This is a genomic window from Petralouisia muris, from assembly GCF_004793545.1.
GTDB lineage: Bacteria > Bacillota > Clostridia > Lachnospirales > Lachnospiraceae > Petralouisia > Petralouisia muris.
Map to the genome: position 1 here is coordinate 75,672 of NZ_SRYA01000018.1, position 16,072 is coordinate 91,743.

At 46.1% G+C, this 16,072-nt stretch carries 20 protein-coding genes and 1 pseudogene; 16 read left to right on the plus strand and 5 right to left on the minus strand.

Features of this window, described 5'->3' with window-relative positions:
* Positions 1-351: 351 nt before the first annotated feature.
* From rpsM to E5329_RS10795, 12 genes are all read left to right on the plus strand, one after another.
* The gene (gene rpsM, locus E5329_RS10745) at positions 352-720 is read left to right on the plus strand and encodes a 30S ribosomal protein S13 (protein WP_135989543.1); all 369 of its coding nucleotides are present in this window, start codon (positions 352-354) and stop codon (positions 718-720) included.
* Positions 721-846: 126 nt separating this feature from the next.
* A complete protein-coding gene (rpsK, locus tag E5329_RS10750; RefSeq protein ID WP_135989544.1) occupies positions 847-1,242 on the plus strand; it encodes a 30S ribosomal protein S11 in 396 nt (131 codons plus the stop codon).
* Positions 1,243-1,261: 19 nt separating this feature from the next.
* Complete coding sequence (gene rpsD / locus E5329_RS10755) at positions 1,262-1,855, plus strand: 30S ribosomal protein S4 (protein WP_135989545.1); 594 nt, start codon at positions 1,262-1,264, stop codon at positions 1,853-1,855.
* 41 nt (positions 1,856-1,896) lie between these two features.
* Entirely contained in the window at positions 1,897-2,856 is a 960-nt protein-coding gene (locus E5329_RS10760; RefSeq protein WP_135989546.1) for a DNA-directed RNA polymerase subunit alpha, read from the plus strand.
* 141 nt (positions 2,857-2,997) lie between these two features.
* Positions 2,998-3,534, plus strand: a complete 537-nt coding sequence (locus E5329_RS10765; RefSeq protein WP_135989547.1) for a bL17 family ribosomal protein — start codon at positions 2,998-3,000, stop codon at positions 3,532-3,534.
* A 192-nt stretch (positions 3,535-3,726) separates the two neighbouring features.
* Positions 3,727-4,590, plus strand: coding sequence for a hypothetical protein (locus E5329_RS10770; protein WP_135989548.1), 864 nt, complete (start codon positions 3,727-3,729; stop codon positions 4,588-4,590).
* 89 nt (positions 4,591-4,679) lie between these two features.
* The gene (locus E5329_RS10775) at positions 4,680-5,456 is read left to right on the plus strand and encodes an IclR family transcriptional regulator (RefSeq protein WP_135989549.1); all 777 of its coding nucleotides are present in this window, start codon (positions 4,680-4,682) and stop codon (positions 5,454-5,456) included.
* Positions 5,457-5,656: 200 nt separating this feature from the next.
* Positions 5,657-5,899, plus strand: a complete 243-nt coding sequence (locus E5329_RS10780; protein WP_135989550.1) for a hypothetical protein — start codon at positions 5,657-5,659, stop codon at positions 5,897-5,899.
* Positions 5,900-6,005: 106 nt separating this feature from the next.
* Entirely contained in the window at positions 6,006-6,251 is a 246-nt protein-coding gene (locus E5329_RS10785) for a PfkB family carbohydrate kinase (protein ID WP_135989551.1), read from the plus strand.
* 6 nt (positions 6,252-6,257) lie between these two features.
* Positions 6,258-6,659: a hypothetical protein gene (locus E5329_RS30595; RefSeq protein WP_275443184.1), complete on the plus strand. Its 402-nt coding sequence runs from the start codon at positions 6,258-6,260 to the stop codon at positions 6,657-6,659.
* On the plus strand, positions 6,659-7,369 hold the full coding sequence (locus tag E5329_RS10790; RefSeq protein WP_275443185.1) for a hypothetical protein: 711 nt from the start codon (positions 6,659-6,661) through the stop codon (positions 7,367-7,369). Before E5329_RS30595 ends, E5329_RS10790 begins: the two co-directional genes overlap by 1 nt.
* Positions 7,366-7,641 carry a hypothetical protein gene (locus tag E5329_RS10795; RefSeq protein ID WP_135989552.1) on the plus strand — a complete coding sequence of 92 codons (276 nt, stop codon included), beginning with the start codon at positions 7,366-7,368 and terminating at the stop codon, positions 7,639-7,641. Before E5329_RS10790 ends, E5329_RS10795 begins: the two co-directional genes overlap by 4 nt.
* Here the strand turns inward: E5329_RS10795 and E5329_RS10800 are convergent.
* Positions 7,623-8,114 carry a helix-turn-helix transcriptional regulator gene (locus E5329_RS10800; protein ID WP_168356584.1) on the minus strand — a complete coding sequence of 164 codons (492 nt, stop codon included), beginning with the start codon at positions 8,112-8,114 and terminating at the stop codon, positions 7,623-7,625. The two genes, E5329_RS10795 and E5329_RS10800, sit on opposite strands and share 19 nt — an antisense overlap.
* 60 nt (positions 8,115-8,174) lie before the next feature.
* On the opposite strand from E5329_RS10800, the gene E5329_RS10805 reads away from it, so the two are divergent.
* The 4 genes and pseudogenes from E5329_RS10805 to E5329_RS32140 all read left to right on the plus strand — a co-directional run bounded on the left by E5329_RS10805 (position 8,175) and on the right by E5329_RS32140 (position 11,129).
* Positions 8,175-8,606 carry an extracellular solute-binding protein gene (locus E5329_RS10805; protein ID WP_275443186.1) on the plus strand — a complete coding sequence of 144 codons (432 nt, stop codon included), beginning with the start codon at positions 8,175-8,177 and terminating at the stop codon, positions 8,604-8,606.
* A 257-nt stretch (positions 8,607-8,863) separates the two neighbouring features.
* Positions 8,864-9,463 carry an MATE family efflux transporter gene (locus E5329_RS10810; RefSeq protein ID WP_275443189.1) on the plus strand — a complete coding sequence of 200 codons (600 nt, stop codon included), beginning with the start codon at positions 8,864-8,866 and terminating at the stop codon, positions 9,461-9,463.
* Positions 9,464-9,606: 143 nt separating this feature from the next.
* Positions 9,607-10,200 carry a BadF/BadG/BcrA/BcrD ATPase family protein gene (locus tag E5329_RS10815; protein ID WP_135989556.1) on the plus strand — a complete coding sequence of 198 codons (594 nt, stop codon included), beginning with the start codon at positions 9,607-9,609 and terminating at the stop codon, positions 10,198-10,200.
* Positions 10,201-10,303: 103 nt separating this feature from the next.
* A pseudogene (locus tag E5329_RS32140) lies at positions 10,304-11,129 on the plus strand (class II fructose-bisphosphate aldolase).
* Positions 11,130-11,253: 124 nt separating this feature from the next.
* Here the strand turns inward: E5329_RS32140 and E5329_RS10825 are convergent.
* From E5329_RS10825 to E5329_RS30600, 4 genes are all read right to left on the minus strand, one after another.
* On the minus strand, positions 11,254-12,675 hold the full coding sequence (locus tag E5329_RS10825; RefSeq protein WP_135989557.1) for a sensor histidine kinase: 1,422 nt from the start codon (positions 12,673-12,675) through the stop codon (positions 11,254-11,256).
* Entirely contained in the window at positions 12,672-13,373 is a 702-nt protein-coding gene (locus E5329_RS10830) for a response regulator transcription factor (RefSeq protein ID WP_135989558.1), read from the minus strand. Before E5329_RS10830 ends, E5329_RS10825 begins: the two co-directional genes overlap by 4 nt.
* A 128-nt stretch (positions 13,374-13,501) precedes the next feature.
* Entirely contained in the window at positions 13,502-15,871 is a 2,370-nt protein-coding gene (locus E5329_RS10835) for an endonuclease MutS2 (protein ID WP_135989559.1), read from the minus strand.
* Positions 15,872-15,889: 18 nt separating this feature from the next.
* Positions 15,890-16,072, minus strand: a 183-nt coding sequence (locus E5329_RS30600; RefSeq protein ID WP_275443187.1) for a hypothetical protein, incomplete at its 5' end; no start/stop codon positions are given.

Below are 16,072 nucleotides of genomic sequence, written 5' to 3' on the forward strand. Positions count from 1 at the left end.
TTTTGCCGGAAGATACCTGGCAGAACATCCTTTTTGAGCAGAGAAACATTTTATTTATGTGCGGCTGTAGTGAAACACCAGGGGCGGTTGTTCTTGAAATCTGTTTCACTATTCATAATAAACAGCGGGTGCGGCTGTTTCCGGGTTTTTTGATACCGAGGGAATTCGGGAGAACGTACAGAACCAAATAGTAAGCAGAGAACAAAGATATACACTCATTTCAGGACGAGCAACCGTAGCTGTATATGTTTGTTTTTCGTGTATAAGGCAGATTTTGTTGCAGGTTTGCCTGAACTATTAATGAGGAATTATTGTAGATTTCAGAAAATTTTATGGAGGTGTACGACATACATGGCTCGTATCGCAGGTGTAGATTTACCAAGAGAAAAACGTGTAGAGATAGGATTGACTTATATTTACGGAATCGGAAGAGCAAGTTCTAACCGCATTCTGGCAGAAGCAAAAGTGAATCCGGATACCCGTGTCAGAGATCTGACAGACGAAGAAGTAAAGAGAATCAGTGAAGTGATTGATGCAACTCAGATGGTGGAAGGTGATTTGAGAAGAGAAATCGCTTTGAATATTAAGAGATTGCAGGAAATCGGATGCTACCGGGGAATCCGTCACAGGAAAGGGCTTCCGGTTCGCGGACAGAAGACAAAGACCAATGCAAGAACCAGAAAAGGTCCGAAGAGAACTGTTGCAAATAAGAAGAAATAAGCGGCGGCCGCTTAGGGAAAGAAGGCGGATAAAGGCAGCCTGAGGTATCAGCAATATCTGTGGTCAGCCGGATATCACCGCTCTGGAACAAGAAAATAAATCATTAGAAAGTAGGTTAGTTTAGATATGGCGAAAAACACTGGAAAAAAAGTGACCAAAAAGCGCGTAAAGAAAAACGTTGAACGTGGACAGGCGCACATTCAGTCATCTTTTAACAATACAATTGTAACAATTACAGATGCTGAAGGAAATGCTTTATCATGGGCAAGTGCAGGCGGTCTTGGTTTTAGAGGTTCAAGGAAATCTACTCCGTATGCTGCACAGATGGCAGCTGAAACAGCGACAAAAGCAGCTCTTATACATGGGTTGAAGACGGTGGATGTTATGGTCAAGGGACCGGGTTCCGGAAGAGAAGCGGCAATCCGTGCCCTTCAGGCATGCGGTCTTGAGGTAACCAGTATCAAAGATGTTACTCCGGTGCCTCACAATGGATGTCGTCCGCCCAAACGTAGAAGAGTCTGATTAGGAGGTATAAAATAAGATGGCAGTAAATAGAGTTCCCGTTCTTAAGAGATGCAGATCTCTTGGTTTAGATCCGATTTATTTAGGAATTGACAAGAAGTCCAACAGGCAGCTGAAGAGAGCAAACAGGAAGGTTTCTGAATACGGACTTCAGTTAAGAGAGAAACAGAAAGCGAAATTCATCTACGGAGTATTGGAAAAGCCTTTCCATAATTACTACCTGAAGGCTGACAGAATGAAAGGCATGACAGGTGAGAACCTGATGACCATTCTGGAAAGCAGACTGGATAACGTAGTATTCCGTTTAGGCCTGGCAAGAACCAGAAAAGAAGCGAGGCAGATTGTTGACCACAAGCATGTAATGGTAAACGGCAAACAGGTAAATATTCCTTCTTATCAGGTAAAAGCAGGAGACACCATCGAAATCAAAGAAAAATGCAAAGGTTCCCAGAGATACAAAGACATCCTTGAAGTCACTGCCGGAAGATTAGTGCCGGAATGGCTGGAGGCAGATCAGGAAAACCTGAAGGGTACTGTAAAAGAATTACCGAACAGAGAAGTTATTGACGTTCCGGTAAACGAAATGCTTATCGTCGAGTTATATTCTAAATAATCATTAACAAGCAACGATACCCGAAAAGGAGGGACTTTGTAGTGTTCGATTTTGAAAAACCAAAAATTGAAATTTCCAAAATTTCAGAAGACAAAAAGTACGGCCGATTTGTTGTAGAACCACTGGAAAGAGGCTATGGTACTACACTTGGTAATTCTTTAAGAAGAATCATGCTTTCTTCATTGCCAGGCGCAGCAGTCAGCCAGGTAAAAATCGAAAGTGTTTTGCATGAATTCAGTTCCATTCCCGGCGTAAAGGAAGATGTGACTGAGATTATTATGAACATCAAGAATCTGGCATTAAAAAACACCAGCCCAACAAACGAGTCTAAAGTTGCTTACATTGAATTTGAAGGTGAAGGCATAGTTACAGCAGCCGATATACAGGTTGACCCTGATATCCAGGTATTGAATCCGGATTTGGTAATCGCCCATCTCAACGGTGGCACAGATTCCAGGTTATATATGGAACTGACAATTACCAAAGGCAGAGGCTACGTAAGTGCTGATAAGAACAAGAGTGAAGATGTGCCAATCGGCGTGATTGCAGTGGATTCTATTTATACGCCAGTAGAACGTGTAAATCTTTCCATTGAAAATACACGTGTGGGACAAATCACAGATTATGATAAGCTTACCCTCGACGTATATACAAACGGAACACTGGAACCGGATGAGGCAGTAAGTCTGGCAGCAAAAGTTTTAAGCGAGCATTTGAATCTGTTCATTGACTTATCTGAGAACGCAAGAACTGCAGAAGTCATGATAGAAAAAGAAGACAATGCAAAAGAAAAAGTTCTTGAAATGAATATTGATGAACTGGAGTTGTCCGTTCGTTCTTATAACTGTCTGAAACGGGCAGGAATTAACACAGTAGAAGAGTTGACTAACAGAACACCGGAAGATATGATGAAAGTTCGTAATCTCGGACGTAAGTCTTTAGAAGAAGTGTTAGCGAAGTTAAAAGAATTGGGCTTGCAGCTGAATCCCGGAGAGGAATAAAATCCCTGAGGGGTGCAACAGAATCAGCAGTCTGGTTCAGATACAGGGTTTGTAAGACCAAAAGGCGAAACCCTGCAAATCACATGTTCGGTAAATAAGACCAAAAGGCATTGCCGGATATTAAAATGGAGGATGATTAAAATGGCTAAATATAGAAAATTAGGCAGAACTTCTGATCAGAGAAAAGCTTTGATTAGAAATCAGGTAACCGCATTGTTATACCATGGCAAAATTGTTACTACTGAAGCAAAGGCAAAAGAAATCCGCAAGGTGGCAGAAGGTTTGATTGCCATGGCAGTTCGGGAGAAAGATAACTTTGAAGAGGTTACGGTAACCGCCAAAGTTCCCCGCAAAGACAAAGACGGTAAGAGAGTAAAAGAAGTAGTGGATGGTAAAAAAGTTACTGTGTACGACGAAGTAGAGAAGAAAATCAAAAAAGACCTTCCTTCCCGTTTGCATGCAAGAAGACAGATGAACAAGGTATTATATTCCGTAACATCTGTTCCTGCAGAAAACGCAGGAAAGAAGAAGAACACCAAGAAAATTGACGTTGCAACCAAATTATTTGACGAAGTTGCTCCAAAATATGTAGGCCGTAACGGTGGATATACCAGAATCGTGAAAATTGGACAGCGTAAAGGTGACGGCGCTTTAGAGGTTCTTCTGGAATTAGTATAGAATCGGAAAATAGATATGCAGAAAGACTGCTGGAAAGAGTATTTGAAATGTATTCTTTCCAGCGGTTTATTTTTTGGGAAAAAGTGACGATGTTATACTCAAGAGTACATTTATGGATATTGCTGCAGAAGCAAATTCAGGCATCAGATAGGGAAAGGATTCCCTAAAGAGAATTTCAGGGAGGGAACAGTTATGAAGGTAACATCGTACAGCGCCGGGGGCGTGGCCGCAGGCGGCATGAAGGGAATCATATCAACCAATAGTGCCAGGAGACGCACAGGAATTCCGAAAAAGAGCAATCAGAATAACGTGAAAAAGAAAAATGTAAATTATAATCCCAGAGAGATTCGTTCAGCATTGAGCCGGGTAAAAAAATCCCAGAGCGCCGGACAGGTGCTGGCACAGGCCAAAGGGAAGCTTGCCAATCTGCTGAAAGCCAAGGGAACAGGCCAATTTAAGGAAGCAGAACTTGCTGCCGCTATTATCCATGCTAAAAGAATGGTGCGCTGCGCCAAGATGAAGACGCAAAATTTAAAGCAGGAGGAACAGCTTCAAAGGAAGCATGAGAAGGAGGCCAAAGCGGAAGAACAGCAGCAGAAAAATGAAATCAAGCTTCGGGTGAAACAAAAAGAGCAGCATCTGAAACAGAAAGCCAAAAGCGAAAAAACGCAAAAGCTTCAAAAACAGAAGCGCCAGCAGATGGAATTGATGCAGAGACGCCGGATTCACCGCAATATGGAGCATGGCAAAATGGAAGAGGCAGATCTGGAATATAAGAAAAATATGAGCAATGCTGCCAGCAGTTCAGAAAGCGTAAACTATGAGCCATCATATATTCCGCTGGAAGGCATAGAAGTTCAGTTGAGCGAGGATGGAATTGAGTTAACAGAGGCCCAGATTGAAGCTCAAATCGAACAGCAGATAGAAATGATGATCGCAGCAGAGCTGGCAGGCAGTGCTGGAATGTCGGATTTGGCCGGAGTGACAATGCCGGATTCGGCAGGAGCTGATATGGGCGGCGGAGATATTCCGGTGATCGATATAGCGATAGGATAAGCCGCAATTTGGTACTGGAACAAGCGGCGGAGTATTCCGGCAATTGATATAGCCATAAGGTAAGTCAAAAGAAGAAAAGGTGGAAACTTATGGGGCAGGGAATTACAATTCAGTCTGTAGAACGTGCATTTCATATTCTGGAATGCTTTACCGGAAGTATTTCGGAATTGGGAATTACAGACATTTCTCGTCAGATGGGACTGGGAAAGAGCACGATTTACGGACTGGTCAATACCCTGGTGCAGGAAGGGTATCTGGAACAGAATCCGGAAAATAAATGTTACCGACTGGGTATCAAGCTATTTGAAATGGGCTGCATTGTCCAGGAGCGGATGGATATCCGGGAGATTGCAAAGCCCTATTTAAAGGAGCTGTCTTCTTGTTTTAAAATGACAGTGCATATGGGGTTGTACAAGGATTATGAAGTGGTTTACATCGACAAAGTGGATGCGCCGGATACCAGAATTGTTTATTTCCAGGTAGGGAAGCGGGCGCCTATGTACTGCACTGGAATCGGAAAGGCAGTTTTGGCAGAACTGGAACAGCGGGAAATTGAATTTTTGCTGGAGGGACAGAAGCGGGAATCCTTCACTCCTCATACGCTTACGGTAAAAGACGACATTATCAGGGAATTAGAAGAAATTCGTCAGAGAGGCTATGCAATAGATAATGAAGAAGTAGAGCTTGGCCTGAAATGTGTGGCTTCTGCCATTTATGATTATCAGGGAAAGCCTGCGGCAGCAATCAGCATTTCCAGTTCTGCAGTTAGAATGACTGAAGAGCAGATTGAAAAGGCTTCGCAAAAGCTGAAAAGGGCTGCGGGAGATATTTCCAGGAAATTAGGATATCGCAGCAGCGCTGAATGAAATTGCAGAACTGAAATCAGGGAAATGCTCTTGAAAAGTTTTCTCTTTTATAATATAATTGCAAATACGAACATGGTTCAATAATATTGAACATCGTAAATTTATGATCGTTCACATCTCCTGCAAAAGATCAGGAAAAATTTTTTCACAATAAGCAGAACAGCGTTCAATATTATAGAATAATAAAGAAAGGAGGAACTATGATTTTGACGGTAACGCTAAATGCGGCAATCGACAAAAGGTATCGAATGAAGAAACTGCGGCTGGGTGAGGTGAACCGCGTTTCTCTGTGTCAATGCAGTGCAGGCGGAAAGGGACTGAATGTGGCCAGAGTTGCGGCAATTGCAGGGGAAAGCGTAACGGCTTTTGGAGTTGATTTGCAGGCGGCCATACGGGAAAACTGCTGGAGGAACTGGCAGGGAAGGATGAAATCAGACAGCTGACAGGCAGGGCAGAGCTTTCCCGAAAAGAACTGCTTCAGGCGGTGGAACAGCTTGGAAAACGAGGAATTCTTATGTTGTAATATCTTTGGGGCAGGAGGGAGCAGTTATGGCCGCATCTTCTGGCATCTATCAGGCGGCCGTTCCAGGGATCGAAGCTGTTAATACCGTAGGCTGCGGGGACGCTATGATGGCTGGCTTTGCAATCGGCCTGAAAAACCATTGGGACCCTTCAGAAATCCTTCGGTATGCCAGGGCATTGGCAGCGGCAAATGCCAGACAAGAGAGAACCGGATATTTTGTAAAAGAAGAATTTGAGGAGCTTTATGATGAAATTCTGGTACAGAAGCTATAAATACAGATGAGCATTTCACGGAGAAAGAAATATCAAGTAGGAAATTTTCGGAATGAAGTACAGAGATATTCAGAAAGCATAGGGAATGGAGGAAATTATGGAGAAAGTAAAAGCGCAATTATCGGGCCGGGAAATATAGGCTCTGACTTAATGTATAAAATAATGCGAAGCGACTGTCTGGAAATGTCTTACATGGTGGGCATTGTGGAATCTGAGGGAATTCGCCGGGCAAGGAAGCTGGGATTTGAGACAACCACAGAAGGGGTGGAGACAATATTGGATAAGGATGAGATTAAGATTGTATGTGACGCCACAGGAGCGAAGGCACATGCCCATCATGCTCCCTTGCTGCGGAAGGCGGGAAAAATTGCCATTGACATGACCCCGGCGGCGGTAGGGGCTATGTAGTGCCTTGTGTAAACCTGGAAAGCCTTTCTGAAGAGATGAATTTTAATATGGTAACCTGCGGCGGTCAGGCCACAGTACCCATTGCGTATGCCATCAATCAGGCGGCAGACAGTGAATATACGGAAATCATTTCCTGTATTTCATCTAATTATGGATTTTCACAAACCTGGGATATGGAACTGATAGAAGAAGCAGTGTCTGTCATCAAACATGCCAGGCTTGGGGCTTTGCTGATTCCGGGTATCGGCACCATTACAGATTTGAAAGAGGCTTACCAGAGAGGTGTCCGGGCGGTACGGATTGTCACCCATGTGACAGAGGCGGACATGTCACTGCAGCATATCAAAGCGGCAAAGGATATGGGCATGTTTACGGCAGGTTTTCTGATGATGGTACATATGGCAGAGCCGGAACAAATCCTGGAGCAGGCCGGGCTTTTTAAAGACGCCGGAGTGGATTATGTGAATCTGGCGGATTCTGCCGGGCATCTGCTGCCGGAAGAGGTGCGGAAAAGAGTCAGCCTTTTGTCAGAAAAGTTAAGCATTCCGGTGGGATTTCACGCCCAAAATAATCTGGGGCTGGCGGCGGCCAATTCTCTGGCGGCTGTGGAGGAAAGAGCTTCCTATATTGACGGCGCCTGTGCCGGGGACTGGGCGCAGGAGCCGGAAACTGCCAGATTGAGGTTTTTGCGGCATTGCTGGAACGTATGAATTGTCAGGCAGGCATTAATCTGGAAAAACTTTTGCAGACGGCAGAGGAACAGGTGGAACCCATTATGCTGCGTCCTCAGACGGTAGACACGGATTCCCTGATGCTGGGATATGCCGGAGTGTATTTCAGCTTTCTGCTCCATGCCAGGTGTGCCGCCAAGCAGTTTGGTCTGAGAACAGGAGATATTTTAAAAGAGCTGGGAAAACGGGGCATGGTAGGCGGCCAGGAGGATATGATTGTGGATGTGGCCTATCAGCTTTCCAAATCCTGATCTGAAAAGATTCCGCTTCTGCGGCGGCAGCTTTTGAGGTAAGCGGTGGGAGTCATGCCGGTATGCTCTTTAAAGACCCGGTTAAAATGAGGAATGTAATTATAACCGCAGGCCACTGCAATATCAATGATCAGTTCTTCCGTATCCTCCAGAAGCTTCCTGGCGTTTTGGATGCGGATTTGATTGATGTAGAGGGAAGGGGGAATGCCGGTTTCCTCTTTGAAGACCCGGCTCAGATAGCTGGGATTTGTATATACAGAAGCGGCAATATCAGAAAGAGACAGAGATTCAGAGTAATTCTGACGAACCAGGCACTTTACCTGTTCCATCAGAATGCTGCGGGAAGAAAAGTCCCGGGAATCCAGTCTCTTTTCCGGTTTTAAAGCAGCCAGAATACGGGCAAAATATAAAAGCATTGCATGAAGAGGCTGACGGTAAATCATCATGGAAGCTGTCAGGGAATCCTTCTGCATGGACAGGCACAGCTTTTGATAAGAAAGCAGAGAATCCATTTGTTCCGGAAGAAGCTTCAGATGATAAAAGGAAGTCTCTTCGGAAAACACACGCCAGATGGTATTGTCGCTGAAATCATAGCCGGATTGCGGCTTACATCAGACAGGAAAAAAGAAAGCAGAGAAATCTGGCAGGCGTTTAATATGCCTGCATGGGTGGAAGGCGCAGCTCCCATCAGCATCGGCACTGGCGGCTGGGGATATATCGTCTCTGAGAAGTGCGCAAACAAAGAAGCAGCCTGGGCCTTTGTGGAATTTATGACATCAGCAGAAGAGACTGGAAAATGGGCCTATGCCACAGGCGCCCTTCCTGCAAGAGTGGATGCGTTGGAAGATCTGGAATACGATCCCAATCAAGGTTCTGTGGACAAGGCAATTTCCATTGCAAAGGATAGTCTTCCTTATGCAGAGGAAGAAGGAAACCAGATGATCGAAGAGAATCTGAACCGGTAAGAGCAGACAATAAGATAAGATATTATAATTGGTGATTTATGAAAAAAAAGATTAATTTGGTGAGGGGAAAGGTAAATGAGACGTTTCTGCAGTATCTTCTTCCAAGCGTATCAGCAACCCTTATGATTTCTTTTAATTATTTTATTGATACGCTGTGTATTAGAAGTTAGGCAGCAGGGCCTTGCAGCCTTAAACCTTGCCTGGCCGGTCACAACGGCTCTGTATGCCTCAGGGCTGCTGGGAACCGGGGCGGAGCGCTGTTCTCTGCCTTCCTGGCGGCAGGCCACATAAAAAGGGCAAGGAGCATCTATACCAAGGCCATGGTGATGTGGCTGATAGTAGCAGCGGCAGTTACCATTTTAGGATTGGCCTGTTTAGATCCTCTGGTAGCGGGATTAGGCGGCGCCGGAGAATTGCAGCAGGGGGTTACCGACTATGTAAAATGGGTGCTGGTTCTGGCTGTTTCCTATATGGGGGAATGCTTTTATGCCTCCATGCTCCGCAATGACAATGCGCCGCGGCTGGCTATGGCAGGAACGCTTCTGTCCTGTTCGCTGAATATTTTTCTGGATGTATTTTTTATTTATGTGCTGGAATGGAAGATGGCAGGAGCGGCTCATGCCACAAGCCTTGCGGTGACCTCCACAGTAATTCTGGGCCTCCTGGCGTCACTCCGGCCCCAATCCAACTTGAAAATATGCCGGCAGGGCGGGCGCATACAGGATATTGTAAGTATTATTAAAGTAGGAATGTCTAATTTCCTGACAGAAATCGACGGCGGGATTGTAACCTTTGCGTACAATACGGTGCTGATCCAAATTGGAGGAGCGAATGCTACTGCTTTAATTGCAGTATAAGGGATTGTGGTAAATATCAATACCATTGTAATGGCAGCCATCAACGGGATTTCCAATGCCGTGCAGCCCTTGGTCAGCGCCAATAGCGGGGCAGGGAAGTCAAAGAGGGTGAACTTCACATAGATATCAAAGCTCTGGAGTCCATGCATCGGTTTGGGGATATTCTGGAGGAGGCTATTCTGGGAATTCAAAGCGAGACTGCAGAATTTCAGGTGATTCGGGATGCCAAAGACTGCATCGGCCCTCACTGGTATGGATTGCGGTGCCGGGTCACCTGCAGGCATTTCCGAACGGGATTTTATCTGCATATCGGGCTGATTTCCAATGATGTGGAAGCGGGATGGGCAGGTTCTCTTGGAATGGAGCCGGGCATCCATCTGGTGTCAGGAACCGGAAGCATTGCCTTTGGTAAAAATAAGGCTGGGAAAAGCAAGAGAAGCGGCAGCTGGTCTGCGTTTTTCGGTGATGAGGGTTCCTGCTGCTGGCTGGGCCGGCGGACCATGGAATTGTTTTCCAAGCAGGCGGACGAAAGAATTCCCGTGGGGCCGCTGTACCATATGATGAGAGAAAGATTTCAGTTAAAACAGGATATGGATTTTATTGCATGTATGGAAGCAGAATATATTCCTGTGCGCAGTAAAACGGCATCCCTGCAAAAACTGCTGCTTGCGCAGCAAAAGAGGGGGATGAATCGGCAAAATCCCTGTATCGGGAATCGGCAGAGGAATTGGGAATGATGGCGGAAAGTATTGCATCAGAGATTTTTCCGGAGGAAAAGGTTGTGGTTTCTTATTCCGGCGGCCTGTTTTATGGAAAGGAAAATTGGTAACGACAAAAGAAATGCTGCTTCACGCTCAGGAAAAACATTACGCGGTGGGTGCATTTAATGTGGAAAATATGGAAATGATCCAGGCGGTGCTTGGGGCGGCAGAAAGGCTTAGGGCTCCTGTGATTATGCAGACCACTCCCTCTGCCCTAAAATATGCCGGTGCAGATTATTTCTATGGAAATGTATTTCGGCCGCCAGGGATTCCTGTGTCCCTATTGCGCTTCATCTGGATCACGGCTCAGATTACAGCCTTGCAGTTCAGGCAGTTCGGGCAGGGTATACTTCGATTATGACAGACGGTTCGAAACTGCCTTTGGAATCTAATATTCAGATGACCAAAAAGGTGGTGGAACTGTGTGACAGAGCCGGAGTGCCGGTGGAAGCGGAACTTGGAAAAGTGGGAGGCAAAGAGGATGATTTGGAAGCCGGGCCAGTAGATGCCTATACAGTCCAAAGGAGGCAGAATTCTTCGTGAAGCAGACTGGAATTTCTTCTCTTGCAGTGGCTATTGGAACGGCCCATGGATTCTATCAGGGAGAGCCTAGGCTGGATCTGCAGAGACTCTCAGAAATCCGGCAGAGAGTTTCTGTTCCGCTGGTGCTTCATGGAGCTTCCGGGGTCCCAGCGGATGCAGTTGCAGAAAGTATCCGCAGAGGAATCTGCAAAGTAAATTACGCCACAGAGCTTCGGGCTGCTTACAGCGCTGCAGCCAGGGAAACCATAAAGCAGCAGCCACAACTGATTGATCCAAAGATATTTGGAAAAGCAGGGCGAGAGCAGGTGATGGAACTGGTAATGGAAAAAATGAAAGTCTGCGGCTGCGTTGGGAAAGCATAGTGCGGTGATTCTATTGTCTGAAAGACGGCTGAGTTCTGCCAGAAGGGAGAACCTTTGAGGCGGTCTGCGTTTTGCCGGAAGGGAGAGCTTTGGGGGCTGAGTTCTGCCGGGAGAAACTGCCGTCTCAGACAATAGCTTCGTTTTTATCTTGTTTTAAAGGCAGGGTGAAGATAAATTCCGTGCCTACCCCTTCTGTACTGATGACATTGATATTTTCGTTATGGGCTGAAATAATTTCCTTTACTATGGCAAGGCCCAGGCCGGTGCCCCGTTTGTCTTTTCCGCGGGATAAGTCAGTCTTGTAGAACCGCTCCCAGATTTTTTTCAGGCTTTCCTTGGGAATTCCGATTCCAGTATCTTTGACAGAAATAAAGACCTTTTCATTTTTTTCGGTGGTTTCAATGGTGATGGTGGAGTCCGGATTGCTGAATTTGATGGCGTTGTCAATGAGATTGTAGAGCACTTGCTGAATTTTGCTCATATCTGCACAGACAAAAGAAGTATGCCCTGTCAGGATCAGTTCAAAAGAAATCTTCTTTTCCTGACAGGTTCCCTCAAAGGACTGGACCACCAGCTTGATGGTGTTGTTAATGTCAAAGCTGCTGATGTCTAACATGGTGCCTTTGGCGCCGTATTTGTTCAGTTCCAGCATGCTCTGTGTCAGCTTGTTGAGCCGTTCTGTCTCAAACAGGATGATATTTAAGTATTTATCCTGCATTTCGTGAGGAATGGTGCCGTCCATAATGGCCTCAATATAGCCTTTGATGGAAGTCAGGGGGGAGCGGAAATCATGGGAGACATTGGCGATAAAATTCCTCTGATCCTCTTCCAGGGTGGAAAGCTCCGTGGCCATATAATTCAGGGAGGCTGCCAGATAGCCGATTTCATCATTGGTGTGAATGTTGATCTGGGCATCAAAATTTCCTTCCGAGTAGTCTCTGGCGGCCCGGGTAATTTTCCGGATCGGGATGTAAACGGTAGCCGTAAATAGCCCCAAAACCACGAAAGCACAGAGAAAGATAATGGCAAGGGTCATATAGGAGATATTGATAAAGCCGTCTTTCAAAGACGCCAGATCCCGCACTGGCTTGTGGATCACTACATATCCTCTGACCTTGTAGTTGATGGTTATGGGCGAGAATACCGATAAGGTTTCTTCGGAAAAAGTATTGAAAAAGGTTCCGGTCTGATAGTAACTGGCGCCGAAGGCAGAAATGTCGAAATGTTCCACGGCGCTGGCAGAGGAATCCGAATTGGAATTAATCAAAATCTGTCCGCCGGGATTTATCACCTGGGTGTCTGCGTCCAGATAGGTGGCGACTGCCTGAAAGTGCGCAGTTACATCTTCTAAGGTCATGGTACCCCGGTAATAATTGGCGGCATAGTTGGCAGCCAGCAAATTGGATTCCCGGTACAGATCAGCGGCGGTATCCTTTTCTATGTAATTCAGGGTCAGCCTGGAGGTAAATGTGGCAATGGTGAGAAAGCCCAGAATGCCAAATGCCGCATAACCTGCCAGGAGCTTCAAATAGAGTGTCCGTTTCACTGTTTCACCTCGAATTTATACCCGATTCCCCAGACGGTTGCAAGACTCCAGGAATTGTGATCCTTGATTTTTTCCCGGAGCCGTTTTACATGGACGTCTACGGTGCGGGTGTCCCCGATATATTCATATCCCCAGATATGATCCAGCAATTGTTCTCTGGTAAATACCTGATTGGGGGAAGAAGCCAGAAAATATAACAGTTCCAGCTCTTTGGGAGGCATATCCACCGGTTTACCATAATAAAGGACGGAATAATTAGTCTGGTTTATCACCAGATCAGGGTACTCTACACATTTAATATTAGGTGCGGCCGCTTCTGTTCTGGCTGGCTGGTAACGGCGAAGCACTGCTTTTACCCGCGCCACCAGCTCTTTGGAGTCAAAGGGTTTCATAATATAATCATCAGCGCCCAGCTCCAGTCCCAGTACCTTGTCGAAAATCTCTCCCTTGGCGGAAAGCATAATAATTGGAAGATTGGATTTGGCCCGTATTTCCCTGCATACCTGATAGCCGTCAATGCCGGGAAGCATTAAATCCAGTAAAATCAGGTTGGGCTGATACTGCTCATAGACGGCCAGGGCTTCTTCTCCGTCATGAACCATTCGTGTGTCATAGCACTCTTTGGTCAGATAGAGGGAAATCAGTTCTGCAATATTTACATCATCGTCTACAATGAGAATTTTCTGTTTTGATACCATGAGGCTCCTTTCTCTGCGAAAAACGGATATCCGTGAGATATATTTTCTTGGAAAATTTTATTTATAAGTTACAATCAGCCGCGCAATACGTTTGGTGTAAGCGTTATCTGGAAGTTTATTTGCTGTTCCTATTTAAAAGTGACAATGGTAACGCCGGAATCCCCTTCGCCAAATTCTCCAAGACGGAAAGAATCCACATATTTTAACCGTTTCAGATGTCCTTGAACAGCTTTGCGCAAAGCGCCGGTGCCTTTTCCGTGAACAACTCTTACCGAAGGCATATGAGCCAGATAAGCGTCGTCTAAATATTTATCCAGCAAAGCGATTGCCTCATCTGTGGTTTTTCCAATCAGGTTGATTTCTGCGGAAATGGAGGCGGATTTGGACATTTTCAGTTTGCCGGCTCCAGTGGATTTCTTTTTATTTCCGAGGGCAGGAGCGTCCTCTAACAGCATAAGATCTTTGATGTTTACCTGTGAGCGCAGGATTCCCATTTGTACATACAAATCACCCTTGTCATTGGGCAGGGTGTGAACGGTTCCTTTTAAGTTCATGCTCAGAACCTTTACCGAGTCACCGATACGCAGATTTTTGGGAATTTTGTGATTGGGGGCTTCCTTTTGCTTTAAGGTCATATTTTTCTCCAGATCATTCATTTTGCCCCGAAGCTTGCTTCGTTCCTGTTCCATTTCTTTCGCGGAAGCATTTCCATGGCCGTATTTGTGGAAGTTTTTGATGGTTTGATCAGCCACTTCTTTGGCTTCCCGGAGAATGGCATGGGCTTCCTCATTGGCCTGGCGGATGATTTTTTCCCGCTGGCTGTCTAACCGTTCCTGCTTTTCTTCCAGCTTGTGCTTCAGCCCTTCAATTTCTTTTTTGTACTGCTCTGCTTCCAACCGCTCCTGTTCTATGGTGATCCGGCTGGCTTCCAAATCAGAAATCAAATCCTCGAAATTCTCGTCCTGTTCTGTCATCCGGCCCCTGGCGTCTTCAATAATATCTTCCGGAAGGCCCAGCTTGCCGGAAATAGCAAAAGCATTGCTCTTGCCTGGAACTCCAATCAGAAGCCGGTAAGTGGGGCTTAATGTTTCTACAGAAAATTCACAGCTTGCGTTTTCCACGCCTGGGGTGGAAAGGGCAAATACTTTCAGTTCACTGTAATGGGTGGTTGCCATGGTACGGACGCCGTAATCATGAAGTCTGGACAGAATGGAAATGGCCAGCGCTGCGCCTTCTGTAGGGTCTGTTCCGGCGCAAAGCTCATCAAAAAGAGCCAGGGAGTTGGCATTTACCTGCTTTAAAATAGAGGTAATATTTGTCATATGTGAAGAAAAGGTACTGAGGTTCTGCTCAATGCTCTGTTCATCTCCGATATCTGCAAAAACTTCCTCAAATACGGAAAGCTCCGAACGGTCATTGGCAGGAATGTGAAGGCCGGCCTGACCCATCAGGGTGAACAGTCCTACGGTTTTTAAGGACACGGTTTTGCCGCCGGTGTTAGGGCCTGTGACAATCAGGAGATCAAAATCTTCTCCCAGGTGAATGTCGATGGGCACAACCTTGTGGCTGTCTAACAGCGGGTGGCGCCCTTTGCGGATTCGAATGCGGTGCTCTTCATTAAAAACCGGCGCAGTTCCATTATATTTCCGGGCCAGAGAGCCTTTGGCAAAAATAAAGTCCAGTTCTGTTAAAATCTCATAGTCATCTTTCAAATAGGGAACGTATTCTCCGGTAAGACTGCTTAAATTGGCCAAAATCACCTCGATTTCTTCCTGTTCCTTCAGATAAAGCTGCTTCAGATCGTTGTTTAATTTTACAATTGCCATAGGCTCAATAAAAAGGGTGGAGCCGGTGGAGGACTGATCGTGAATCATGCCGGGCACCTGTCCTTTGGATTCTGCTTTTACCGGCAGGCAGTAACGTCCGCCCCGCATGGTGATGACGGCATCCTGCAGATGGGTGCGGTTGCTGTTCAGCAGATCGTTCATCTGACTGCGGATTTTTTCATTTGTGTTTTTGATGGAGCGGCGGATGTTTTTTAATGCAGAAGAGGCGTCGTCTGCAATTTCGTCTTCAGATAAAATGCATCGCCTGATTTCTTCCAAAAGAGGAGTCAATGGCTCCAGTCTGGTAAAATAGCCGTCCAGAGAGTCGGCTTTTGTATCTTCCCGTTCGCTGCGTGAGTAAGCTTTGGCCCGTTTGGCCACTTCCAGCAGGGAGGCAATTTTCAGAAATTCTCCGATGCTGAGGGAGCCGCCTACTTCCAGACGTTTCAGGGAAGCTCCTACGTTGTGGGCGCCGGAAAAGGAAAGGGAGCCTTTTTGGTAGATTCTTGTCAGTGCGTCGGAGGTCTGCTGCTGAGCAAGACGGATTTCTGCCAGGTTGACCGAAGGGGTCAGGTTCTGGCAGAGGGCTTTGCCGGAGACAGAGGTTGCGCATTCGGAGAGCATATCTATGATTTTGTGGTATTCTAATGTGTGGAGTGCTTTTTTGTTCATTTATGTGATCCTTTTCTTTTATTGATTTTGATGTTTTATATATGGGTTGAATTTGAGGGTGTGTGGGTTGTGGTACGGACCCTCAGGGCTCCTCCCAGCATGCTGCATTGTGAATGTGGAGAGTTTTTGTGCTGGGTCCCTCCTCAGGGTAAATGCTGGGTCCCTCCTCAGGGTAAATGCTGGGTCCCTCCTCAGGGTAAA